The sequence below is a fragment of the Sphingomonas adhaesiva genome (genome assembly GCF_036946125.1).
Lineage (GTDB): Bacteria > Pseudomonadota > Alphaproteobacteria > Sphingomonadales > Sphingomonadaceae > Sphingomonas > Sphingomonas adhaesiva_A.
The window spans coordinates 678,290-701,177 of record NZ_JAQIJT010000001.1; the positions used below are offsets into that span (position 1 = coordinate 678,290).

At 70.9% G+C, this 22,888-nt stretch carries 17 protein-coding genes; 10 read left to right on the forward strand and 7 right to left on the reverse strand.

Features of this window, described 5'->3' with window-relative positions; all coding sequences use genetic code 11:
- Window positions 1-287 precede the first annotated feature (287 nt).
- The 6 genes from PGN23_RS03385 to plsY form a co-directional block, all read right to left on the reverse strand.
- Window positions 288-1,928 (reverse strand): long-chain-fatty-acid--CoA ligase, encoded by a 1,641-nt coding sequence (locus PGN23_RS03385; protein WP_335301426.1) that lies wholly within the window; start codon window positions 1,926-1,928, stop codon window positions 288-290.
- Window positions 1,929-1,954: 26 nt separating this feature from the next.
- The gene (locus PGN23_RS03390) at window positions 1,955-3,115 is read right to left on the reverse strand and encodes an acyl-CoA dehydrogenase family protein (protein ID WP_335301427.1); all 1,161 of its coding nucleotides are present in this window, start codon (window positions 3,113-3,115) and stop codon (window positions 1,955-1,957) included.
- A gap of 303 nt (window positions 3,116-3,418) precedes the next feature.
- Window positions 3,419-5,974, reverse strand: coding sequence for a type I DNA topoisomerase (gene topA, locus PGN23_RS03395; protein ID WP_335301428.1), 2,556 nt, complete (start codon window positions 5,972-5,974; stop codon window positions 3,419-3,421).
- Between the two features lie 421 nt (window positions 5,975-6,395).
- Complete coding sequence (locus tag PGN23_RS03400; protein ID WP_335301429.1) at window positions 6,396-6,758, reverse strand: hypothetical protein; 363 nt, start codon at window positions 6,756-6,758, stop codon at window positions 6,396-6,398.
- Complete coding sequence (gene dprA / locus PGN23_RS03405) at window positions 6,752-7,840, reverse strand: DNA-processing protein DprA (RefSeq protein ID WP_335301430.1); 1,089 nt, start codon at window positions 7,838-7,840, stop codon at window positions 6,752-6,754. The genes PGN23_RS03400 and dprA overlap by 7 nt, the downstream gene beginning before the upstream one ends.
- Entirely contained in the window at window positions 7,833-8,462 is a 630-nt protein-coding gene (plsY, locus tag PGN23_RS03410; protein WP_335301431.1) for a glycerol-3-phosphate 1-O-acyltransferase PlsY, read from the reverse strand. The genes dprA and plsY overlap by 8 nt, the downstream gene beginning before the upstream one ends.
- Before the next feature lie 125 nt (window positions 8,463-8,587).
- On the opposite strand from plsY, the gene murI reads away from it, so the two are divergent.
- The 10 genes from murI to PGN23_RS03460 all read left to right on the forward strand — a co-directional run bounded on the left by murI (window position 8,588) and on the right by PGN23_RS03460 (window position 20,952).
- Window positions 8,588-9,382 carry a glutamate racemase gene (murI, locus tag PGN23_RS03415; protein ID WP_335301432.1) on the forward strand — a complete coding sequence of 265 codons (795 nt, stop codon included), beginning with the start codon at window positions 8,588-8,590 and terminating at the stop codon, window positions 9,380-9,382.
- A gap of 90 nt (window positions 9,383-9,472) precedes the next feature.
- Window positions 9,473-10,717: a 5-aminolevulinate synthase gene (hemA, locus tag PGN23_RS03420; RefSeq protein WP_335301433.1), complete on the forward strand. Its 1,245-nt coding sequence runs from the start codon at window positions 9,473-9,475 to the stop codon at window positions 10,715-10,717.
- A gap of 91 nt (window positions 10,718-10,808) precedes the next feature.
- Window positions 10,809-11,813 carry a zinc-dependent alcohol dehydrogenase family protein gene (locus tag PGN23_RS03425; RefSeq protein ID WP_335301434.1) on the forward strand — a complete coding sequence of 335 codons (1,005 nt, stop codon included), beginning with the start codon at window positions 10,809-10,811 and terminating at the stop codon, window positions 11,811-11,813.
- 246 nt (window positions 11,814-12,059) lie between these two features.
- Window positions 12,060-13,556, forward strand: a complete 1,497-nt coding sequence (locus tag PGN23_RS03430) for a carboxylesterase/lipase family protein (protein WP_335301435.1) — start codon at window positions 12,060-12,062, stop codon at window positions 13,554-13,556.
- Between the two features lie 159 nt (window positions 13,557-13,715).
- Window positions 13,716-14,477, forward strand: coding sequence for an SDR family NAD(P)-dependent oxidoreductase (locus PGN23_RS03435; RefSeq protein WP_335301436.1), 762 nt, complete (start codon window positions 13,716-13,718; stop codon window positions 14,475-14,477).
- A gap of 127 nt (window positions 14,478-14,604) precedes the next feature.
- Window positions 14,605-16,785 carry a TonB-dependent receptor gene (locus PGN23_RS03440; RefSeq protein WP_335301437.1) on the forward strand — a complete coding sequence of 727 codons (2,181 nt, stop codon included), beginning with the start codon at window positions 14,605-14,607 and terminating at the stop codon, window positions 16,783-16,785.
- Between the two features lie 19 nt (window positions 16,786-16,804).
- Window positions 16,805-18,205, forward strand: coding sequence for an FAD-binding oxidoreductase (locus PGN23_RS03445; RefSeq protein WP_335301438.1), 1,401 nt, complete (start codon window positions 16,805-16,807; stop codon window positions 18,203-18,205).
- Window positions 18,202-19,461, forward strand: a complete 1,260-nt coding sequence (locus tag PGN23_RS03450; RefSeq protein WP_335301439.1) for an MFS transporter — start codon at window positions 18,202-18,204, stop codon at window positions 19,459-19,461. The genes PGN23_RS03445 and PGN23_RS03450 overlap by 4 nt, the downstream gene beginning before the upstream one ends.
- Window positions 19,462-19,513: 52 nt before the next feature.
- Complete coding sequence (locus PGN23_RS03455; RefSeq protein WP_335301440.1) at window positions 19,514-20,260, forward strand: helix-turn-helix domain-containing protein; 747 nt, start codon at window positions 19,514-19,516, stop codon at window positions 20,258-20,260.
- Window positions 20,257-20,952, forward strand: a complete 696-nt coding sequence (locus PGN23_RS03460) for a FadR/GntR family transcriptional regulator (protein WP_335301441.1) — start codon at window positions 20,257-20,259, stop codon at window positions 20,950-20,952. The genes PGN23_RS03455 and PGN23_RS03460 overlap by 4 nt, the downstream gene beginning before the upstream one ends.
- 41 nt (window positions 20,953-20,993) lie before the next feature.
- Here the strand turns inward: PGN23_RS03460 and PGN23_RS03465 are convergent, their stop codons facing one another.
- Window positions 20,994-22,850 (reverse strand): DUF885 domain-containing protein, encoded by a 1,857-nt coding sequence (locus PGN23_RS03465; RefSeq protein WP_335301442.1) that lies wholly within the window; start codon window positions 22,848-22,850, stop codon window positions 20,994-20,996.
- Window positions 22,851-22,888: the final 38 nt, after the last annotated feature.

A 22,888-nucleotide genomic window follows, 5' to 3' on the forward strand; every position in this document is an offset into this window, starting at 1 on the left:
TTTGTCGCGCACTTCGTCATGCCGGGCCCGTCCCGGCATCCAGGGCGCCGCGCACCGACCAATGGCGATGCGTGCGGAACCCTGGACCCCGGTACAAGCCGAGACCTCTGCGAAACTCGGTTCCTTGTTCCCCGGCGAAGGCCGGGGTCCAGCTGGGGGACGGTGGTAACAGACGGAGAAGCCACGCCAACTGGGCCCCGGCCTTCGCCGGGGAACGGCGCAATTATCGAGCGATCCACGACTTTCGCAGAGGTCTCGGACAAGCCCGGGGGCACGGGCAGAGGGGGCTAGGCCGCGAGTTCCGGCAGGCGGTAATCGGCCATCTGCTGGCGCAGCAGCTTCTTGTCGATCTTGCCGGTCGCGCCCAGCGGGATGGTTTCCAGCACGACGACGTCGTCGGGCATCCACCATTTGGCGATCTTGCCGTCGAGGAACGCCAGCAACGCGTCGCGCGACGGCGTGGCGCCGGGGGCGGGCTGGACCAGCAGGATCGGGCGTTCGTCCCATTTGGGGTGGTGGACGCCGATGACCGCGGCGATCGCGACGTCGTCGTGCGCGACCGCGATATTCTCGATCTCGATCGAACTGATCCACTCGCCGCCGGACTTCACGATGTCCTTCGCCCGGTCGGTGATCTGCATATAGCCGGACGCGTCGATGGTGGAGACGTCGCCGGTATCGAAGAAGCCTTCCTCGTCCAGCACGTCGCCGCCTTCGCCGCCGAAATAGCCCGAGGTGATCGTCGGCCCCTTGATCTTCAGCCGGCCCGCGGTCTTGCCGTCGTGGGGCAGGCGGTTGCCGTCGTCGTCGGTCAGCTTCAGCTCCAGCCCGCAGACCAGCCGCCCCTGCATCCCCTTGCGGCGGACCTGCTCGTCATACGGCTGCTCCAGCACCTGCGCGGTCGCGGTCGACAGCGTGGCGAGCGGGGACGTTTCGGTCATCCCCCAGCCCTGGATGACCTCGACGTTGTAATCGTCCTGGAAGGCGCGGATCAGCGCCTCGGGGGGAGCGGAGCCGCCGATGACGACGCGCTCCAGCGTGGAGAATTTCTGCCCCGTCGCGCGCAGATGCTGGAGCAGCCCCTGCCACACCGTCGGCACCGCGGCGGAGAAGGTGACGCCTTCCTGCTCGATCTGGTCGAAGATCGACTGGCCGTCCATCTTCATCCCCGGCAGCACCAGCTTCGCGCCGACCGCGGGCGCGGAATAGACCACGCCCCAGGCGTTGGCATGGTACATCGGCACCACCAGCAGGATCGAGTCGCGCTGCGACAGGCTTAGCGTGTCCTTCTGCAGCGTCATGAGCGTGTGCAGATAGTTGGAGCGGTGCGAATAGAGCACGCCCTTGGGATTGCCCGTCGTGCCCGAGGTGTAGCACAGGCCGCACGCCAGCCGCTCGTCGAACCCGCCCCACGCGAATTCGGGCGCGTGCGGCGCGATCCAGTCGTCGAAGGCGACGGCGGGATAGTCGGTCGCGGGGAGCTGATCGGCGGCGCACAGGAAGATCACGCGCTCGATCGAGGGCGCTTCCTTCAGCAGCGGGCCGACCAAAGGTGCGCAGGCCGGATCGACCAGCAGGAGCCGGTCGCCGGCATGGCTGGCGATATAGGCGATCTGCTCCGGGAACAGCCGCGGGTTCAGCGTGTGGAGTACCGCGCCCATGTTGGTCGCGCCGTACCAGGCCGCTAGGTGACGCGCGCCGTTCCACGCCATGGTCGCGACCCGGTCGCCGCGCGCGATCCCGGCGGCGGCGAGCGCGGCCGATACCTGTTTGGCGGTGCGATGCAGCCCGGCATAATCGGTGCGCTCCACCGCGCCATGGGCATCGCGCGAGACGATCTCGCGCGTGCCGTGCCATGTGCCTGCGTGATCGAGGATACGATCCACCGTCAGCGGCACGTCCTGCATCAGACCGAACAATTCAGACATCGGCTCTCCTCGGCTTGGTCGCCCGATCAGGCTTGGGCGTGTTTCCAGTCGCGCTTGATCTTCTTCGCGAGGCTCCATTTGTGGACCTCGGTCGGGCCGTCGTAAATGCGGAAGGCGCGGATCTCGCGGAAGACCTGCTCGACGATGGTATCGCCGGTCACGCCGGTGCCGCCCATCACCTGAACGCAGCGATCGGCGATCCGCATCAGCGCCTCGCTGACCGCGACCTTCGCCATGCTGCTCTCCGCGGTGCCCAGATGCCCCTCGTCCAGCACGCGCGCGCACCAGTCGATCATCAGCTCGGCCTGCTTCAGGTCGATCAGGTTCTCCGCCAGCATGAAGCCGACGCCCTCGTGGTCGATCAGGGCCTTTCCGAAGGCGTGGCGGCGGTTGGCATAATCGGTCGCGATCTCGTTGGCGCGGATGCACGCGCCCAGCCACCTCATGCAATGCGTGAGCCGCGCCGGCGCGAGGCGGACCTGCGCCAGCTGGAAGCCCTCGCCCGGATTGCCCAGCATCTGGTCGGCGGGGATGCGCAGGTTCTCGATCGCGACGACGGCATGGCCGCCGGGCATCGAGCTGTCGATCGTGTCGAGCACGCGTTCGATGCGGATCGCCGGATCGGGCAGGTCGACGAGGAACATGGTCGCGCCCTCATCGGCCTTGGCCATGACGATGCCGACCTGCGCGCCTTCCGCGCCGGTGATGAACGCCTTGCGCCCGTTGACGACCCAGTGGTTGCCGTCCTTCACCGCGGTCGTCTGCATCATCGACGGGTCGGATCCCGCGCCGCCGTCCGCGGCGGGCTCGGTCATGAAGAAGGCGGAGCGCGCCTCTCCGCGCACCATGGGGTCCAGGAAGCGGGCCTTCTGCTCGGCACTGGCGCGGCGGCCCAGCAGGTACATGTTGCCCTCGTCCGGGGCAGCGACGTTGACCGCCACGGGGCCGAGCGGGGAGAGGCCGGCGGCGCGGAGCACCACGGCGACGTCGGTATGGTGGAGGTGGGTGCCGTCCGACAGGACGTGCGGGGTGAGCACGCCGGCATCGCGGGCGAGGCCGCGCAACTCGGCGACCATCTCGTCCGACGGGCCATGTGCGCCCTGTCGGGGATCCTTCTCATACGGCGCCACGATGTCGCGCACGAAGCGCTCCACACGGGCCGCGATCGCCGTTGCGTCCGTCATCATCCTCTCCCCCAGCTACATACCGATTCCGCGCCGCTGTGTCGTGTTTCGTTTCGTGTCGCTAGGGGGGTGGCGTAACTTTTGTTCGGGCTGAGTTTGGATCCCACCGCCGTTCGTGCTGAGGAGGCATCGAGCAACGTCGAGTGATCGGGTGAACATGCCCCCGGCATGTTCAGGATCGTCCGGGGGACGATCCGACCCGATCACCCGTCTCGAAGCACAAGCGTGACGCTTGCCCTTCGAGACGAGGCTTCGACAAGCTCAGCCTCTCCTCAGGGCGAACGGAAGGGGGTGGGCGGTAGGGGATTACTCTTTTGACGCCGCGGCCTTTTTCTTCGCAGGCGCCTTCTTCGCGGCTGGCTTCTTCGCCGCAGCCTTCCTGGCGGGCGCCTTCTTCTTCGCCTTCGCCGGTGCCGCGGCGGCGCGATCGTCGATCAGTTGCGCGGCTTCCTCCAGCGTCAGCTGGTCGGGCGCGATCGTCTTCGGCAGGGTGGCGTTGGTGGTGCCGTCGGTGACATAGGGGCCGTAGCGCCCCTCCATCAGCCGCAGCTCCGCCTCGGTACGCGGGTGCGCGCCCAGCACCCTGAGCGGCGCGCGGGCCGCGCCGCGCGCGGGGCGGCCACCGCCGGCGGCGGCCTCGGCCAGCTTGACCACGGCGGCGTTCATGCCGGTCTCGAACACCTCCGATGTTGACGAAAGTCGCGCATATTTGCCGTCGTGCAACAGGTAGGGCCCATAGCGGCCGATCGCCGCCGTGATGGGGAGCCCCGTCTCCGGATGTTGCCCGATGGTGCGCGGAAGGTTCAACAACCGCAGCGCCATGTCGAGATCGAGCTCGCCGATGTCCTTCGGAATGGAGGCGCGCTTCGCCTCCTTCCCGTCGCCCAGCTGGATATAGGGGCCGAAGCGACCCGACTTGCGCTCGACCGGCAGCCCGGTGTCGGGATCCTGCCCCAGCGTCTCCGGCCCGGCTGTATCGGCCGCGGCGTCGCCGCCCTGCGCGAAGCGGCGGGTGAACTTGCACTCGGGATAGTTGCTGCACGCGATGAACGCGCCGAAGCGGCCGCCGCGCAGCGCCAGCTGGCCTGCGCCGCACGCCGGGCACAGCCGGGGATCGCCGCCGTCCGCCTTCTCCGGGAAGAGATAGGGGGCGAGGAACTGGTCGAGCGCGGCGGTGACCTCGCTCGGCTTCTGCTCCATCACCTCCGACGTGCGCGGCTTGAAATCGCGCCAGAAGGCATCGAGCACCGCCTGCCACTGCGCGCGCCCGCCGGACACGTCGTCCAGCTCCTCCTCCAGCTCGGCGGTGAAGTCGTAGCCGACATACTTCTCGAAGAAGCGCTCCAGGAACGCCGTCACCAGCCGCCCGCTCTCCTCCGCGAAGAAGCGGTTCTTCTCGACGCGGACATAGGCGCGGTCCTTCAGCGTCTTGATGATCGAGGCGTAGGTGGAGGGGCGGCCGATGCCGAGCTCCTCCATCCGCTTGACCAGCGACGCCTCGGAGAAGCGCGGCGGCGGCTGGGTGAAATGCTGCTCGGCCAGAACGTCCTTCTTCGCGGGCGCGTCGCCTTCGCGCATGCGCGGCAGGCGCTTCGCATCCTCATCCTGCGAATCGTCCTGTCCTTCCTCGTACAGCGCGAGATAGCCGGGGAAGAGGACGACCTGACCCGTCGCGCGCAGGACGTGGCGGCCGGTGCCGTCGGCCATGTCGACGGTGGTGCGCTCCATCCGCGCCGACGCCATCTGCGATGCGAGCGCGCGCTTCCAGACGAGGTCGTAGAGGCGGGCGTGGTCGCCCGAGCCGACGCGGTCCTTCGTGAAATCGGTCGGGCGGATCGCCTCGTGCGCTTCCTGCGCGTTCTTCGCCTTGGTCTGATAGTGCCGCGGCTTGTCGGGGACGTAGCCGCCGTCGTAGCGGTCCGCGATCGCGGCACGCGCGGCGGAGATGGCGCTGCCGTCCATCTGCACGCCGTCGGTCCGCATATAGGTGATCGCACCGTCCTCGTAGAGCTGCTGCGCGATCCGCATCGTGTGATCGGCGGAGAAGCCGAGCTTGCGCGCCGCCTCCTGCTGGAGCGTCGAGGTGGTGAAGGGGGGCGGGGGGTTGCGCGTGGCGGGGCGCGTCTCGACCGACTGGACCGAGAAACGCCCGTCCTGCACGGCCTGCTTCGCCTTCTGCGCGTCGCCCTCGTTGCCGATCGACAGGCGGTCGAGCTTCTTGCCGTCCCATTGCACCAGCCGCGCGGTGAAGGGGGTGCCGTCCTGCTCCATCGCGGCGGTGACGGACCAATATTCCTGCGCGCGGAACAGCTCGATCTCGCGCTCGCGCTCGACGATCAGCCGGAGTGCCACCGACTGGACGCGACCCGCCGACTTCGCGCCGGGCAGCTTGCGCCACAGCACGGGCGAAAGCGTGAAGCCGACGAGATAGTCGAGCGCACGGCGCGCGCGATAGGCGTCGATCAGGTCGGTATCGAGCGCGCGCGGCTCCGCCATCGCCTTCAGGATCGCCGGCTTGGTGATGGCGTTGAAGGTGACGCGCTGGACGTCCCTGGGCAGCGCCTTGCGCTTGGCGAGCACCTCCTGCACGTGCCACGAAATCGCCTCGCCCTCGCGGTCGGGGTCGGTGGCGAGGATCAGGCGGTCGGCGGACTTGGCGGCATCGGCGATCGCCTTCAGCTGCTTGGTCTTGTCGGCGTAATTCTCCCATTCCATCGCGAACCCCTCGTCGGGGTTCACCGACCCGTCGCGCGGCGGCAGGTCGCGGATATGGCCGTAGCTCGCGAGGACGCGATAGTCGGAGCCGAGGTATTTTTCGATGGTTTTCGCCTTGGCGGGCGATTCGACGATGACGAGCTGCATGGTGCCTTAAATGGGAAGCCTCACGTATACGCGCGAGGGTGGCGGGGTGCGGTGGGGGGCGTCAAGCGGTTCGGACCGTGGAAGACAATGGTTCACGCGAAGACGCGAAGCCGCGAAGATGTCCCCCGCGCGTCAGCGCGCCGTCCCTTCGACAACCACAACGCCTTCGCGTCTTTGCGTCTTTGCGTGAGTCGTCGACGTTCCGGCCCGGGGGACGGTGTTGATTCACGCGAAGGCGCGGAGGTGTCGGGGGGACCGCGAAGGCGGTCTGTCTATCGTGGGCGTCGGGCGGGCGTCGTCTCTCTGCGCCCTCTGCGTGCTCTGCGCGCATCGATGTGTTCGCGCAGAGCACGCGGAGGACGCAGAGGGATTGGGGGCGCTTCGCGCCGGGCGACTCTCCGCGCCTCCGCGCGAACCCGTTCTACCCGCGCGGCGTGGCGCGCCAGGCGGCGAGGAAGCCGGCGCCCAGGATCAGGTCGATCGTGCCGAACAGCGCGGCGGCGGGCTCGGCGCTGCCCTGTGCGGTCAGCCACAAGGCGGGGACGCCGAACGCCAGTTTCTCCGCGACGCCCGCCAGCATCAGCGGGCGGTAGCGGACCGGCTCCACGCCGACGACCCAGAACACCGCCTGGAACGCGAGCGCGGTGAAGGTGAAGCCCAGCTGCGGCAGCCGTCCCGGTGCGGGGATGGCGGGGGCGAGCAGGCTGAGCGTCAGCGCGATCGCGCCGTAGATCGCGGCCCCCTTGAACCACAGCGATACCCAACGCGGCGCGCGTGTCAGCACAGGCTTACCCTCCCTCCGGCATGCCGCTCCAGCCGGGCGGCGAGTTCCAGCTCCAGCAATACCATCTGCACCACCGCGGGCGCGAGCGCGGACTGGCGTACCAGTTCGTCGACCGCGACCGGCACGGGGCCGAGCAGGCGCGCGACCGTGCGGCGGTCGGTGTCGGTGGCGTCGGCGGGCGGGGGCGCGCCCCAGCCGGCGGCGGGGCTGCGCACCGCGGAGAGCCGGGCGGCGCGTGCGTCGATCGGGCGGACCTGTTCCAGCACGTCGTCGGCGTTCTGCACCAGCGTCGCGCCGTCGCGGATCAGCAGGTTGCAGCCCTGCGCGCGCGGGTCCGACGGGTGGCCGGGGACGGCCATGACCTCGCGCCCCGCCTCCCCCGCCAGCCGCGCGGTGATGAGCGAGCCGGAGCGGGGCGCGGCCTCCACCACCACGGTGCCCAGCGACAGCGCGGCGATGATGCGGTTGCGGTGCGGGAAGTGGCGCGCGCGCGGCTGCGTACCGGGCGGCATCTCCGCGATCAGCAGGCCATCGGCGGCGATGCGCTGTTGCAGTTCCTCGTTCTCGGGCGGGTAGAGCGTGTCGATGCCGCCGGCGATGACCGCGATCGTGGCGGGCAAGGCGCCCTGATGCGCGGCGGTATCGATCCCGCGTGCGAGGCCGGAGACGACCGTCGCGCCGCGCTCCGCCAGCGACTGCGCCAGCTGGCGCGCGAAGCGGCAGGCGGCGGCCGACGCATTGCGCGCGCCGACCATCGCGACCGGCGCGCGTGTCGCCAACGCGATGTCGCCGCGGATGGTGAGGACGACGGGCGCATTGTCGGCCTGCGCCAGCAGCGGCGGATAGTCCGCGTCGTCGAGGAACAGGTGGCGCGCGCCGGCGCGGGCGAGCAGCGCCTGTTCGCGCTCGGCGACCGCGGCGGGCGGCACCACGGGGGGCGGGCCGCCGCCCGCGCGTGCGAGATCCGGGATCGCGTCGATCGCCGCGGCGGCGCTGCCGAAGCGGCGGACGAGCTGGCGGTAGCTGACCGGCCCGATCGACGGCGTGCGGATCAGCCGCAGCCGCGCGGTCGCATCATCCATCGACGGGGGCGGTCTCGACCGACTTGCCGCCGCCGACGCGCGGCTCGGTCCCGTCGATCAGCCGCGCGATATTGGCGCGGTGCTTCCACAGCACGATCCCCGCGAGCGCCATCAGCAAGGGCACGAGGTCGAACCGTCCCAGCATCGCGGCGGTGACCGGCGTGCTGAGCGCGGCGCCGATCCCCGCGAGCGAGGAGATGCGCGTGATCGCAAGCAGTCCCAGCCAGAGGAGCGCGAAGACGAGGCCGAGCGGCCAGAACAGCCCCAGCACCACGCCCATCATCGTCGCCACGCCCTTGCCGCCGCGAAAGCGCAGCCAGACGGGGTAGCAATGGCCGACGAAGGCCGCGGCGGCGGCGACCGGGCCCATGCCGGGCAGGACGTGCTCGACCAGGAGGACCGCGACCAGCCCCTTGGCGAGATCGAGCAGCAGCGTCGCGGCGGCCAGCCCCTTGCGCCCGGTGCGCAGCACGTTGGTGGCGCCGATATTGCCCGACCCGATGCTGCGCAGGTCGCCCGCGCCGGCCATGCGCGTCAGCAGCACGCCGAACGGGATCGCGCCCAGCAGATAGCCGAGCACGACGGCGACGAGCAGCGGTGTCCAGGCGATGGTGGTCGTCAAGCTTGCCCCCCTTTTGTTCGGTTCTACTCCATATGGAGGGGGTGTGCCAACTCCCCCGCGCTCCCCTCGCCGCCGCGGGTCACGTCCGGGGTGACGGCGGGGGCGGTTCGCCGTAAGCGCACCGCATGCGCGACGCCCGCCCGATCCTGTTCTTCGATTCCGGTGTCGGCGGGCTGTCGGTGGTCGCGCCGACCCGCGCGCTGCTGCCGCAGGCGCCGATCGTCTATGCCGCCGACTCGGCCGGTTTTCCCTATGGCACCCGCAGCGAGGGCGAGATCGCGGCGCGCGTGCCCGCGCTGCTGGGGCGGCTGGTGGAGCGGTATCGGCCGCGGCTGGCGGTGATCGCGTGCAACACCGCCTCCACGATCGCGCTGCCGGCGGTGCGCGCGGCGCTGGACGTGCCGGTGGTGGGCACGGTGCCCGCGATCAAGCCGGCCGCGGCGATGAGCGCGACGCGCGTCATCGGCGTGCTGGGGACCGAGGCGACGGTGCGCCAGCCCTATGTCGACGATCTGGCGGCGCGGTTCGCGGGCGATTGCACGGTGCTGCGGCACGGCTCGGCGGCGCTGGTCGAGCTGGCGGAGGCGGCGCTGGCGGGGGAGGCGCCGTCCCCGCAGGCGGTGGCGGCGCAGCTTGGGGGACTGTTCGGCCAGCCCGGCGGCGAGCGGATCGACGTGATCGTCAACGCCTGCACGCATTTCCCGCTGCTGGAGGCGGCGATGGCGGCGGCGGCGCCGGGGGTGCGCTTCGTCGACGGCGGGCCGGGGATCGCCCGGCGGATCGCGGCGTTGACGCAAGGACAGGACTGGCCCGAATCGGTGCCGTCCGCGCGGCTGGTCTTCACCCGCGTGGGCGACCGCGAGCGCCGGATCGCGCGGCATCTGGCGGCGCGCGGATTCGGCGATGCGGAGGCGCTGTGACGGGGGCGGGGCGATGTGTCCGGCCGCCCGATCGCCGAAAGCGCGCATCGGCGCTGGAAATCGCAACCTTTGCCGGGTAATGCGGCGCGCATGATAAGCGAGGGCAGAGAGGCGCGCGCGGTGGATTATTCCCGCGTGTTCACGCAGGCGATCGACCGTCTCCACGCGGAGGGCCGCTATCGAGTCTTCATCGACATCCTGCGCAACAAGGGCATGTTCCCCAATGCGCGCTGCTTCGCCGGGCACAACGGGCCGAAGCCGATCACGGTGTGGTGCTCCAACGACTATCTCGCGATGGGGCAGCACCCCAAGGTGATCGCGGCGATGGAGGAGGCGCTCCACGACGTCGGCGCGGGCTCCGGCGGCACCCGCAACATCGGCGGCAACACGCATTACCACGTCGACCTGGAGCATGAGCTGGCCGACCTGCACGGCAAGGAAGCCGCGCTGCTGTTCACCAGCGGCTACGTCTCCAACGAGGCGACGCTGTCGACGCTGGCGAAGGTGCTGCCGGGCTGCATCATCTATTCCGACGAGCTGAACCACGCCTCGATGATCGCGGGCATCCGCAACGCGGGCTGCGAGAAGCGGGTGTTCCGCCACAACGACGTCGCGCATCTGGAGGAACTGCTGGCGGCGGACGATCCCGCCGCGCCGAAGCTGATCGCGTTCGAGAGCGTCTATTCGATGGAGGGCGACGTCGCGCCCGTGGCGGCGCTGTGCGACCTGGCCGACAAGTATAACGCGCTGACCTATCTGGACGAGGTCCATGCGGTCGGCATGTACGGCCCGCGCGGCGGCGGCATCTCCGAGCGCGACGCGGTCGCGCACCGGCTGACGATCATCGAGGGGACGCTGGGCAAGGCGTTCGGGGTGATGGGGGGCTATATCGCCGCCGATCGCACGATCGTCGACGTGATCCGCAGCTACGCGCCCGGGTTCATCTTCACGACGTCGCTGTCGCCGGTGCTGGTCGCGGGCGTGCTGGCGAGCGTGCGCCACCTGAAGCAGTCGAGCGTCGAGCGCGACGGGCAGCAGGCGGCCGCCGCCACGCTGAAGGCGATGATGCGCGACGCCGGGCTGCCGGTGATGATCGGCGAGACGCATATCGTCCCCGTCATGGTCGGCGATCCGGTGAAGGCGAAGAAGATCAGCGACATCCTGCTCGCCGAATACGGCGTATACGTGCAGCCGATCAATTACCCGACCGTGCCGCGCGGCACCGAGCGGCTGCGCTTCACGCCGGGACCGGCGCATGACGAGGCGATGATGCGCGACCTGACGCAGGCACTGGTCGAGATCTGGGACCGGCTGGAGCTGCGGCTGGCGGCATAATCCGCCGCAGGTCCCGGCCGCGTGGCAGCCGGCCGGGGTTGCCGGGGCGGCGCGGGGACGCGATGGTGCGGCCTCGAAGAGGAGCCTCGCCATGCGTGCCATGATCGTCCGTACCCCCGCCACGCTCGATACGCTGACGGCGGTCGACCTGCCCGATGCCGGCGCGCCGGCGGCGGGGGAGATCGCGGTGCGGCTCCATGCCAGCTCGCTCAACTTCCACGACTATCTGGTGGTCAACGGGACCATCCCGACCGGGGATCGCCGTATCCCGATGTCGGACGGCGCGGGCGAGGTGATCGCGGTCGGGGACGGCGTGAGCGAGTTCGCGCCCGGCGATCGCGTGGTGTCGATCTTCCACCCGCGCTGGCAGGCGGGCGCGATGCCGGAGGCGCATTTCCGCCACGTGCCGGGCGACGGCGTCGACGGGTATGCGCGCGAGGCGGTGGCCGCCCCGGCGACGTGGTTCACGAAGGCGCCGGAGGGCTATTCGCATCTGGAGGCGGCCACGCTGACCTGCGCCGGGGTGACAGCGTGGCGCGCGCTGGTCCCGGACGGGCCGACGCTGGCGGGGCAGACGGTGCTGGTGCAGGGCAGCGGCGGCGTCTCCATCTTCGCGTTGCAGTTCGCGAAGGCGATGGGGGCGAGGGTGATCGCCACGTCGTCCAGCGAGGCGAAGCTGGAGCGGCTGACCGCGCTGGGTGCGGACCATGTCATCAACTATCGCACCACGCCCGACTGGGGCCGCGCCGCCTTCGCGCTGTGCGGCGGGGTCGACCATGTCGTCGAGATCGGCGGGCCGGGGACGCTGCCGCAATCGATCGAGGCGATCGGGATCGGCGGGCATATCGCGCTGATCGGGGTGCTGACCGGGGTGTCGGGCGAGATCCCCACCGCGCGACTGATGGGCAAGCAGGGCCGGTTGCAGGGGGTGAGCGTCGGATCGCGACGCGACCAGCGCGACATGATCGCCGCGATCGAGGCCAACGACCTGCGCCCGGTGATCGATCGCAGCTTTCCGCTGGAGGCGCTGGCGGACGCGTTCCGCCATCAGGAAAGCGGGGCGCATTTCGGCAAGATCGGGGTGGAGATCGGCTAGGTCGAATCGATATCGGGGCACGAAGCAGCCCCGTGATCGGGGATATCGGCTGCCGTCGACCCGGCGCCGGTCGGGACCTTTGCAAAAAGGCCATACCGTGCTCCTGCCTGCGCAGGAGCACGGCGTAGGCCCGGAGCTGGCTCGATCGCCCTGCCGCCGCCGTCCGGGCCGGTGCAGGCAAGAATCGCTGCCGATCGGCATAGCGGCGCTGCACCGCGGCGCGACGAAAGGCTGGTAGGAGGCGGCATGGCCGATCCGCTTTCGTCCACGACACCGCTCCTCCGGCTCTCGTCCGGCACCTTCGCCGGCACGCTGAACGCCGGGGTCGAGGTGTTTCGCGCCATCCCCTACGCCCTGCCCCCGGTCGGCGAGCGCCGCTTCGAGCCGCCGGTGCCGGTGCCGGCGGGCGATGCGCGGCACGACGCGACGCAGCCGGGCGCCACCGCGCCGCAGCGGACGCGCGCGGTGCCGGGGCTGGATGTCGTGCCGCTGATCGGCACCGGCTGGCGCGAGGGCGACGATTACCTGACGCTCGACCTGTACCGCCCCGCGGTGCGCGCCGCGCCGTGCCCGATCATGGTCTTCATCCATGGCGGCGGCTTCGTGGTCGGGGCGAAGGACGCGCCGGTGCAGGACGGCGCCACCTTCGCGCGCGACGGGGTGATCCATGTCGCGCTCAACTACCGGCTGGGGGTGGACGGGTTCCTGCCGATCCCGGGCGTCCCGACCAACCTGGGGCTGCGCGACATGATCGCGGGGCTCCGGTGGGTGCGCGAACAGGCCGCGGCGTTCGGGGGCGATGCGGGGAACATCACCGTCTTCGGCGAATCGGCGGGGGCGATGGCGATCGCGGACCTCGTCACCTCGCCGCTGGCCGAGGGGCTGTTCCGCCGCGCGATCATCCAGAGCGGGCACGGCGCGATGACGCGCGACATCGCGGTGGCGCGGCGGCTGGTGACGAAGCTGGCGGGGCTGCTGAAGGTTGCGCCCGACCGCGCGGGCTTCGCCGGCGTCGCGCCGGGCGAGACGCTGGACGCGGTGGAGGCGGTGTCGGCGCCGACGATGCGGCTCGACCTGCGCGACGGCGAGGGCCGCGAGCCGGTGTTCGGGATCAGCCGCTTCATTCCCGTCCACGGCGACGACGTGCTGCCGCGCGCGCCGCTCGACGCGCTGAAGGACGGTGTGGGGGCCGGGATCGACGTGCTGGTCGGCAGCAATGCCGAGGAGATGAACCTGTATTTCGTTCCCGCCGGGGTGCTGCCCAAGGTGAACCGGCTGCTCGCCTGGGCGATCCTGCGCAAGTCGCAGCCGCGCGCGTGGCGCGTGCTGAAGGCATACGGGCTGGGGCGGGAGCCGGCGGGGCGGGTGCTGTTGCGGGCGCTCAGCGATCTCGTCTTCCGCTGGCCGGCGCGGCGCTTCGCGGAGGAGCATCGCGGGCGGACGTGGATGTACGAGTTCGACTGGCGCAGCCCGCGCTACGATGGCGCGCTGGGCGCGGGGCACGGGATGGAGCTGCCGTTCGTGTTCGACAGCCTGGCGACGGCGACGGGCGCGCAGGGGCTGTGCGGCGAGGCGCCGCCGCAGGCGCTGGCGGACCGGGTGCATGCGACCTGGGTCCGTTTCGCCACCGACGGCACGCTGCCATGGCCCGAGTTCACGCGCGAGGCGCGGCACGTGCACCAGCTGGCGGCGGATCGGACGGTCGAGGAGCCGGTGATGCCGGCGGCGCGGTTCCTGCCGTGAGGTCGGATGGCGCTGCGGCCGTGCTCCTGCGCAGGCAGGAGCCCAGGGCCCGGCAGAACAACGCCTGACGGGGCCGGCAACCCTGGGCTCCTGCCTCCGCAGGAGCACGGGCAAGCGCCGGATGCAGGCATGACGACGACAGACGAAGGACTTTCTCCCATGTATCTGAATCGTTTCCATGTCGAGGGGCGCACCGCCTTCGTGACCGGGGGCGCGCAGGGGATCGGCTTTGCCTGTGCCGAGGCGTTGAGCGAGGCGGGGGCGCGGGTGACGATCGCGGACCGGGATGCCGCGCTGCTGGAGCGGGGCGTTGAGAGCCTGCGGGGCAAGGGATATGCGGTGGAGGGCGTGATGCTCGACGTCACCGATGCCGCCGCGGTCACCGCGATGGCGGAGCGGCTGGGGGCGCAGGACATATTGGTCAACAACGCCGGGATCGCGCGCAGCGACACCGCGGCGGAGGAGGTCGCGGACGAGCATTGGCTGAACGTGATCGACGTGAACCTCAACGGCACCTTCTGGTGCGCGCGCGCCTTCGGGCGGCACATGCTGGCGGCGGGGCGCGGCAGCATCGTCAACGTCGGGTCGATGTCGGGGTTCATCGTCAACCGTCCGCAGCCGCAGAGCTATTACAATGCGTCCAAGGCCGCGGTGCACCAGCTGACGCGCAGCCTAGCGGCGGAATGGGCGGCGCGCGGGGTGCGGGTGAATGCGGTGGCACCGACCTATATCGCCACCCCGCTCAACGCCTTCGCCGACCGGCAGTCCGAGATGTACCGCCGCTGGATCGACGGCACGCCGCAGGGGCGACTGGGCGAACCGGAGGAAGTGGCGAGCATCGTCCTGTTCCTCGCGTCCGACGCGTCGAGCCTGATGACGGGCAGCATCGTGCTGGCGGACGGCGGCTATACCTGTTGGTGAGGGCGGATCGGCGAACGGGTTGATCCGATCGGCACAGCGGCGACACCTTTCAGATAGGTTGCGGATGCGATAGACCTTTCAGACAGGTGGACGAGCGATCCACCCGCCACAGGAGAGGTTTTCGTCCATGCGTCTGGTTCTGCTCGCCTCCACCGCCGTCATTGCCCCTTTCTCTCTCGTGGCCGCTTCGCCCGCGCTCGCCCAGACCGATCAGCGCGCCGCCGCCGCGACCGGGCAGGATTCGCCGCAGCAGACGCAGGCGCAGGCCGCCGCCTCCACCTACGATTCGGGCGAGATCGTCGTCACCGCGCGAAAGCGCGAGGAGACGCTGCTCGACGTGCCGATCGCGGCGACCGCGATCACCGGCACGGTGCTGGAGAACCGCGGCATCACCTCCGTGCGCGAGGCCGCGGCGCTGACCCCGGGGCTCAACATCAATTCGGACGGCGCGGGGCGTGCCTTCGTCGCGATCCGCGGCGTCGGCGTGACGCTGGTGCAGACGGTGCAGCCGGGCGTCGGGCTGTTCATCGACGGCGTCTATCAGCCCAATACCTCTTACCTGAACAACCCGCTGCTCGACGTCGAGCGGATCGAGGTGCTGCGCGGGCCGCAGGGGACGCTGTACGGCAAGAACACGCTGGGCGGCGCGATCAACGTCATCACGCGCCAGCCCGGCAACGAGCTGGAGGCGCGCGTCATCGGCAGCTATGCCGGGCCCGACGACAGCTGGCTGCTGTCGGGATCGATCGGCGGGCCGATCGTGAAGGACGTGCTGGCGGTGCGCGTCGCCGCGTCGCACCGGCAGCAGGACGGCTTCCTGCGCAACACCGTGATCGGCGGCGACGCCAACCCGTTCAACACCGATTCCGTCAACGCCACGATCCGCTTCACCCCCGGCGAGACGACGCGGCTGACGATCAAGGGCGCCTACGACTGGGTCGACGGCGTCAACACGCCCTATGCGCGCGTGACGGGGCCGACCGACTATTCGCGCAACGTGCAGTTCAATACGCCCAACCGCGTCACCTTCCGCTACAAGGATGCGAATGCGCGGCTGGAGCAGGACCTGGGCGACAGCACGCTGACGCTGATCGGCGCCTATAACGAGCGGACCAGCCGCGTCGCGGACGGCGAGGGCGACTTCGGCCCGGTCGACTTCGTGCGTTCGCGTGGGGGAGACGTGCTGCGCACGCGCACCGCGGAGGCGCGGCTGGACAGCAAGTGGAGCGACACCGTCTCCTCGCTGGTCGGGCTGTTCTACAGCCGCGAGACGTTCGACGCGGCGAGCACGACGACGATCGTGCCGATCGCGCGCTCCGTGCCGCAGACCAGCGCGACGAAGGCGGACACCTATGCCGCGTTCGGCACGCTCTTCTGGAAGCCGAACGGCGATTACGAGGTCGCGCTGGGGCTGCGCTACGATCACGAGGATCGCACCGCCGACGGCACGGTCGGCGGCGCAGCGGTGCCGCAGGCGGCGATCAAATCGGACCAGTGGGAGCCGCGCATCACGGTGACGCGCCACTGGGATCCGGAGTTCATGACCTATGCCTCGATCTCGCGCGGGTATCGCGGCGGCGGGTTCAACGCACCGACCGCGCCGACGCGGACGTACAAGGGCGATTCGGCCTGGGTGTACGAGGCGGGCGCGAAATACGCCTCCGCCGACCGGCGGTCGTCGCTGTCGGCGGCGCTGTTCTACAGCGATTACCGCGATTACATCGGGCTCAACTCGATCGCCCCGTCGTCGGCGGGCGGGCTGGTGACGGTCGATCTGAACGCCGGCGACGTCGCCAGCTACGGCATCGAGGTCGAGGGATTCTTCAAGCCGGTGCCGGCCTGGACGATCAGCGGCGGGCTGACCGTGATGCACGCGCGGCTGACCGACAGCAGCCCGTACACCGCGATCACGCGGCGGCGGCTGTCGTCCGACCGGCTGACGTTCCAGCCCGACGTGTTCGGCAACATCAGCAGCGACTATACGATCCCGCTGGCGAGCGAGCGCTCGATCACGCTGTCCGCGGGGCTGACGGGCAAGAGCAAGCGGCTGGCCGCGACGCTGAACGAGACGACGCCGACGCTGCTCGACGGCTATATCCTGGGCAACGCGTCGGCGACCTACCGGGTCGGCGCGGTCGAGGTGGGCGCGTTCGTCAACAACCTGTTCAACACGCGCTATTTCGAATCCTATATCGAGAAGACGACGCTGCTGCTGGCGGGGATCAACTTTCCCGGCGCGCCGGCGAGCGACCTGGGGATCATCGGCGACCTGCGCCGCTACGGCGTGCGCGCCTCGATCCGCTTCTGACCGCGAAGGGCGACCCGCCATGCATCACGACGCCATCCCGCCGCGCGCACCGCTCGCCCCCGATCTGATCGCGGCGCTGGAGGCGCGGTTCGGGCTCCAGCTGCACCTGACCGATGCGATGCGCGAGCAGCATGGCCGGTCGGAGGCGCATTTCGCGACCGCGCTGCCCGATGCGGTGGTCTATGCCAGGTCGACCGAAGATGTCGTCGATCTGGTGCGGTGGTGCACGCAGCATGACGTGCCGATCGTCCCCTTCGGCGCGGGCACCTCGATCGAGGGCAATGCGCTGCCGGTGCGCGGCGGGGTGAGCGTCGACCTGTCGGAGATGAACGCGATCCTCGCGGTCCATGCGGAGGATTTCGACTGCACGGTGCAGGCGGGGTGCCGGCGCGAGGAGCTGAACCTGCACCTGCGCGACCAGGGGCTGTTCTTCCCGATCGATCCCGGCGCCAACGCCACGATCGGCGGCATGGCGGCGACACGCGCGAGCGGGACCAATGCGGTCCGCTACGGCACGATGCGCGAGGCAGTGCTGTCGCTGACCGTCGTCACCCCCGATGCCAGGGTGATCCGCACCAGCCGCCGCGCGCGCAAGTCGGCCGCGGGCTACGACCTGACGCGGCTGTTCGTCGGGTCGGAGGGGACGCTGGGCATCATCACCGAGGTGACGCTGCGGCTGCACCCGATCCCGGAGCAGATCTCCTCCGCGGTCTGCGGGTTCGCGACGTTGCAGGGCGCGGTCGATACCGTGGTGCAGTCGATCCAGCTCGGCGTGCCGCTGGCGCGGGTCGAGATCCTCGACGCGATGCAGATCCGCGCGGTCAACCGCTGGTCGAAGCTGGCGCTGCCCGAGGTGACGACGCTGTTCTTCGAATTTCACGGCTCGCCCGCGGGGGTCGCGGAGCAGATCGCGACCGTCGAGGCGCTGGCGGCGGACAATGGCGGCGGTGCGTTCGCCTGGTCCAACCTGCCCGAGGAGCGCGCGCGGCTGTGGAAGGCGCGGCACGAGGCCTATTATGCCGCGGTGAACCTGCGCGCGGGCGCGGTCGGCTGGACCACCGACGTGTGCGTGCCGATCAGCCGGCTGCCCGATTGCATCACGCAGACGCAGGCCGATCTGGCCGCGTCGGGCGTGCCCGCGACGATCCTGGGGCATGTCGGCGACGGCAATTTCCACGTCATCTTCTCGGTCGACCCTACCGCCCCGCACGAGATGGAGGAGGTCGCCGCGATCAACGCGCGACTGGTCGAGCGCGCGCTGGCGATGGACGGCACCTGCACCGGCGAGCACGGCATCGGCCTGGGCAAGCAGGAATGGCTGGTCGCCGAGCTGGGTGACGCGGTCGACGTGATGCGGACGCTGAAGCGCGCGCTCGATCCGCGCGATCTGTTCAACCCCGGCAAGATCTTCGCGCTGTGAGCGAAACGGGTGCGCCGCGCGCCGGCTGGTCGCTCGGCGTGCTGGCGCTGGGGCTGGCCGCGGGGTTCGCGGCGATGGGATCGTTCGGAACGATACAGGACAGCGCGAAGGCGGAGCTGGCGCTCAGCGACCAGACGCTCGCGCTGGTGCAGGGCGTCGCCGCGGCGGTGCCGCTGGCGCTGCTGTCGGTGCCGGTCGGCATCCTGGTCGACCGGCGCAACCGGGTCCGGCTGTTCCTGGGGCTGGCGGTGCTGTGGACGCTGGGCACGCTGCTGACCGCGGTCGCGTCCTCTACCGCGATGCTGTTCGCGGCGCGGATGATGACGGGGACCGGGACCACCGGCGCGCTGACCGCGGCGCTGTCGCTGGGGGCGGACCTGTATCCGCCCGGCAGGCGCGGGCGCGCGATGCTGGTGATGACGCTGGGCAAGTCGCTGGGGATCGCTGCCGGGTTCGCGCTGTCGGGCACGCTGTTCGGCTGGGTCGGCGGCGGCGCGTTCGGGGTCAGCGGGTGGCGCGCGGTGCACCTGGTGCTGGGCGGTCTGTTCGCGCTGTGCCTGCTGCCGCTGCTGACGTTGCGCGAGCCGGTGCGGCGCGAGGTCGTCGCCGCGGGCGCGCCGCTGCGCGTGGTGGCGAAGGAATTGTGGGCGCGGCGCGGGTTCCTGCTGCCGTTGTTCGTCGGGCAGGTGAGCGTGGTGATGGCGGACAATTCCGCGCTGATCTGGGCCGCGCCGGTGCTGGGGCGACGCTATGGCCTGACGCCGGACCAGTTCGCGGGCTGGATGGGGGCGCTGGTGTTCGCCACCGGCATCGGCGGCGCGGTCCTGGGCGGCGTCGCCGCCGACTGGGGGCAGCGCAGCGGGCGGCGTGGCGGCGTCCTGCACGGCGCGCTGATCGCGGCGGCGCTGGGTGCGCCGGCGGCGCTGTTCCCGGTCGCGGGATCGGTGCCGCTGTTCGCGCTGTGCCTCGGCTGGCTGGTGCTGTGCGGGACGGTCACGGGGCTCATCACCTCGGTCGCGCTGACGGTGCTGATCCCCAACGAGGCGCGCGGCCTGTGCATCGGGCTGTTCATCGCGGTGGCGGGGGTGATCGGGTTCGGCGTGGCGCCGAGCGCGGTCGCCTGGGTCAGCGCGTGGCTGGGCGGCGAGGTGCATCTGGCGACCGCGCTGGCGGCGGTGGGACTGGCGACCGGCGTGCTGGCGATCGCCGCCTTCGCGCAGGCGATCCGCGCAGCGCCGGTGCAACCTATCAGATAGCTGTTGACCGGCACCTATCAGACAGGTTACGTCCGTCTGCGAGAGGATGCCGATGACCAAGCAATGCGTCGACGTATCGGGCGAGATGCGCTCCTATATCGGAGCGGGCGCCGCCATGCCGGCGGTGCCGCACGGGTGGCGGCTGTTCGCGCTCGGCGGGCTGGCGGAGGCACCGGCGCGGGTCGCGATCGTGGCGGCCGAGGCAGGGGCCGAATTGTGCGCCGCCGATCTGGTGCTGGCGGTCGATGCCGCGGCGTGCCGGCGGCTGGTCGGGGACGCGCCGGGGGGCGCGTGCCGCTGGTACCTGCCGACCGACCTGCGCAGCGTGGCGCTGGCGATCACCGACTGCGCGCTGCCCGAGCCCGCGCGCGCGACCCTGCGGCTGGCCAAGAGCATCGAGCTGCTGCTGGCGCTGCTGACGCGGGCGGCGGCGGGGGAGCTGGTGGCGGCGGATGCGGCGGGGGAGCTGCTGGAGGGGGATGCGGTGCGCATCCTCGCCGCGCGGCGGCTGATCGACGAGAACTGGCGCGAGAAGCTGACGCTGGACGAGATCGCGCGCAGCTGCGGCGTCAACCGTGCCAAGCTGACGCGCGGGTTCCGCGCGATGTTCCGATGCTCGGTCGCGGATGCGCTGACCGAGAACCGGCTGACGCGGGCGCGCCACATGCTGCGCGAGACCGATCTGGCGGTGTCGTCGATCGGCTATGCCTGCGGCTACCGCAACAATGCCAGCTTCACGCGCGCCTTCTCGCGCCGCTTCGGCATGCCGCCCAGCCAGTTGCGGCAGGTGGCGGCGTGAGCGCGATCGACGCGGGCGGCTCGCTGGCCGATCATGCCGCGCGCCGCGTGCGCGAGCATATCCGCGCGCACGACCTGAAGGTGGGCGATCCGCTGCCCGGCGAGGGCTGGTTCGCCGCCGACCTGGGGGTCAGCCGCGCGGTGATCCGCGAGGCGTTCGGCGCGCTGGCGGCGCTGCGGCTGATCGATGTCGCCAACGGGCGGCGCGCGCGGGTGGGCGCGATCGACGGGTCGGTGATGGCGACCTCGATCGAACATGCGGTGGCGACGGCGCAGGTGTCGGTCGCGGAGGTGTGGGACGTCCGCCGCACGCTGGAGATGCGCACCGCCGAGCTTGCCGCGCGGCATCGCACGCCGGCCGACGCGGACGAGATCGCGCGCGCGGCCGACGCGATGGTGGCGGCGGGCGATGCGTTGCAGGAGGTGACGCGCCACGACATCGCCTTCCACCAGGCGATCGCGCGCGCCAGCGGCAACGCGCTGTTCCGCCAGATCGTCCGCTCGTTCGAGCCGCTGATGACGGTCGCGGTGCCGGTGGCGTGGCGCACCCGCGTCACCCCGGAGCAGCGCAGCGACATCCTGCGCACGCACCAGCAGATCGCGGACGCCATTCACCGCGGCGACGCCGCCGCGGCCGCGGCGGCGATGGACGCGCATTTCGTCGCCTCGATCAGCGAGCTGCTCGATCGCTGACATTTGCCCCGCGTCAGGGGCCTCGCATCTGGGGCCCGGCCTCAAACGGCGCGGCGGGACGCGATCCAGTCGTCCACCTTGCGCTCCAGGATCGGCAGCGGCAGCGAGCCGGATCCGATCAGCAGGTCGTGGAAGCCGCGGATGTCGAACCGCGCGCCCAGCTCGCGCTCCGCCTTGCGCCGAAGCTCGACGATGCGGATCATGCCGATCTTGTACCCGGTCGCCTGCCCCGGCAGCGTGATGTAGCGCCGCACCTCCGAACGCCCCTGGTCGGGCGCGGCGCGGCCGGTCCGGACGAGGTAGTCGATCGCCTGCTGCTCGGTCCAGCCCTTGGCATGGATGCCGGTGTCGACGACCAGCCGCGCCGCGCGGAACAGCTCGGCATCGAGCCGCATGAAATCGTCGGATGCCTCCGGGAAGGCGCCCATCTCCTTGCACAGCGCCTCCGCATAGAGCCCCCAACCCTCGCCGAAGGCGACGTAGCGCGTGCTCTGGCGGAACTGCGGGCCGCCGCTCTGCCCGACCTGGATGTCGCCCTGCATGACGTGCCCGGGCACCCCCTCGTGGCACATCAGGTCGCGCATGGCGGAGGGCGGGGTCGCATCGGTCGTGCCGAGCAGGTGGACGTAGACGCGGCCGGGACGTGCCCCGTCGCGGCTGGGGCCGGCGGCATGCGCCGCGCCGCCCGCGACCTCGCTGAACGACGGCTCGCGCACCACCTCCATGGCGTGGACCGGCAGCTTGTTGAAATAGTTCGGCAGCAGGGTGCGGTTGAACGCGATCGCGGCGTTGGCATCCCGGAGGTATTTTTCGCGCAGCGCATCGGTCCACGGCACGACGGGGAAGCGGCGCGCGATATCGGCGTAGAAGGCGTGGCGGTCCTTCATGCCGACGCTGCGCGCGAGCGCGTCCTGCTCGCCCTCGATCCGCGTCACCTCGGCCAGCCCGATGGCGTGGATCTGATCCGCGGTCAGGTCGGTGGTGGTGTTGAGCCGGAGCGCGGCGGTGTACCAGGCCACGCCGTCGGGCAGCGTCAGCGCGCCGACGCGCCCTGACGGCGCGGTGGGCAGGTCCGCCTGCGCCCAGGCGATGACCCGGTCGTAGGCGGGACGGATCGTCAGCAGCGCGGCGCGCGTGTCGGCGAGGAGCGCGGCGGCCTGCGCCGCATCGACCGTGCCCGCGGATTGCAGCCGGGCGACCTTCGCCTGCGCATCGGCCCACAAGGGGGAGGGCGCGCCGCCGTCGAACGGCGCGCCGGTGACGATCGCGCGGCTGCCCGCGATGACGCGCTCGATCTGGAACTTCGGCGCGCGTACGCCCGCGGCGTCGGCCTCCCTGCTCTGCCGGATCGCGGTGTCGAGGACCGCCGGGATCGCCCGGATGCGCGCGGCATAGGCGCGCATGTCGGCCGCATCCTTCACCGTGTGCGTGTTGATGAGGAAGTCGGGCAGCTGCGCATGGATCGAATAGAGGAAGGAATAGAAGGGCGGCGCCTGGCGGCGGAAGCGATAGCCCAGCTCCGCCCGGTCCAGCTCCAGCGCCCAGATGTCGTAATTCTCACGCCCCTCCGCCGACAGCCGGCCGCGATCGAACGCCGCCTTCATCCGCGCGACGCTGGCGCGGCGCCATTCGAGCCGGCGCAGCGCGGCGGCGTCGCTTATGTCGTCGAGCCGGTCCTGCCCGGTCTTCAGCCCCAGCCGGGTGGCAAGCTGCGGGCGGTCGCGCAGCTCCTCGGCGAATTCCCGGTCGAGGAACGCGTAGAGGCGCGTATCCTCGGCGTTCGCGCCGGGGGATGCGGGCGTGGCCGGCGTCGTCGCTGCCGCAACCGCGCCCGGGGCGGCGAGTACGAGGGCGGCGGGCAAGAGGGCGGCGGTAGCCAGCAAGGCGAGTTTCGTCATTGGAATCCCTCGATAGTCCGAGGTCAGCCTATCGACGG

Bases quoted from the DNA above. Each gene is read 5' to 3' on its own strand.
- PGN23_RS03385 (WP_335301426.1), bottom strand. From the start codon at position 1,928: ATGTCTGAATTGTTCGGTCTGATGCAGGACGTGCCGCTGACGGTGGAT.
- PGN23_RS03390 (WP_335301427.1), bottom strand. From the start codon at position 3,115: ATGATGACGGACGCAACGGCGATCGCGGCCCGTGTGGAGCGCTTCGTG.
- topA (WP_335301428.1), bottom strand. From the start codon at position 5,974: ATGCAGCTCGTCATCGTCGAATCGCCCGCCAAGGCGAAAACCATCGAA.
- dprA (WP_335301430.1), bottom strand. From the start codon at position 7,840: ATGGATGATGCGACCGCGCGGCTGCGGCTGATCCGCACGCCGTCGATC.
- murI (WP_335301432.1), top strand. From the start codon at position 8,588: ATGCGCGACGCCCGCCCGATCCTGTTCTTCGATTCCGGTGTCGGCGGG.
- hemA (WP_335301433.1), top strand. From the start codon at position 9,473: ATGATAAGCGAGGGCAGAGAGGCGCGCGCGGTGGATTATTCCCGCGTG.
- PGN23_RS03425 (WP_335301434.1), top strand. From the start codon at position 10,809: ATGCGTGCCATGATCGTCCGTACCCCCGCCACGCTCGATACGCTGACG.
- PGN23_RS03430 (WP_335301435.1), top strand. From the start codon at position 12,060: ATGGCCGATCCGCTTTCGTCCACGACACCGCTCCTCCGGCTCTCGTCC.
- PGN23_RS03435 (WP_335301436.1), top strand. From the start codon at position 13,716: ATGTATCTGAATCGTTTCCATGTCGAGGGGCGCACCGCCTTCGTGACC.
- PGN23_RS03440 (WP_335301437.1), top strand. From the start codon at position 14,605: ATGCGTCTGGTTCTGCTCGCCTCCACCGCCGTCATTGCCCCTTTCTCT.
- PGN23_RS03445 (WP_335301438.1), top strand. From the start codon at position 16,805: ATGCATCACGACGCCATCCCGCCGCGCGCACCGCTCGCCCCCGATCTG.
- PGN23_RS03455 (WP_335301440.1), top strand. From the start codon at position 19,514: ATGACCAAGCAATGCGTCGACGTATCGGGCGAGATGCGCTCCTATATC.
- PGN23_RS03465 (WP_335301442.1), bottom strand. From the start codon at position 22,850: ATGACGAAACTCGCCTTGCTGGCTACCGCCGCCCTCTTGCCCGCCGCC.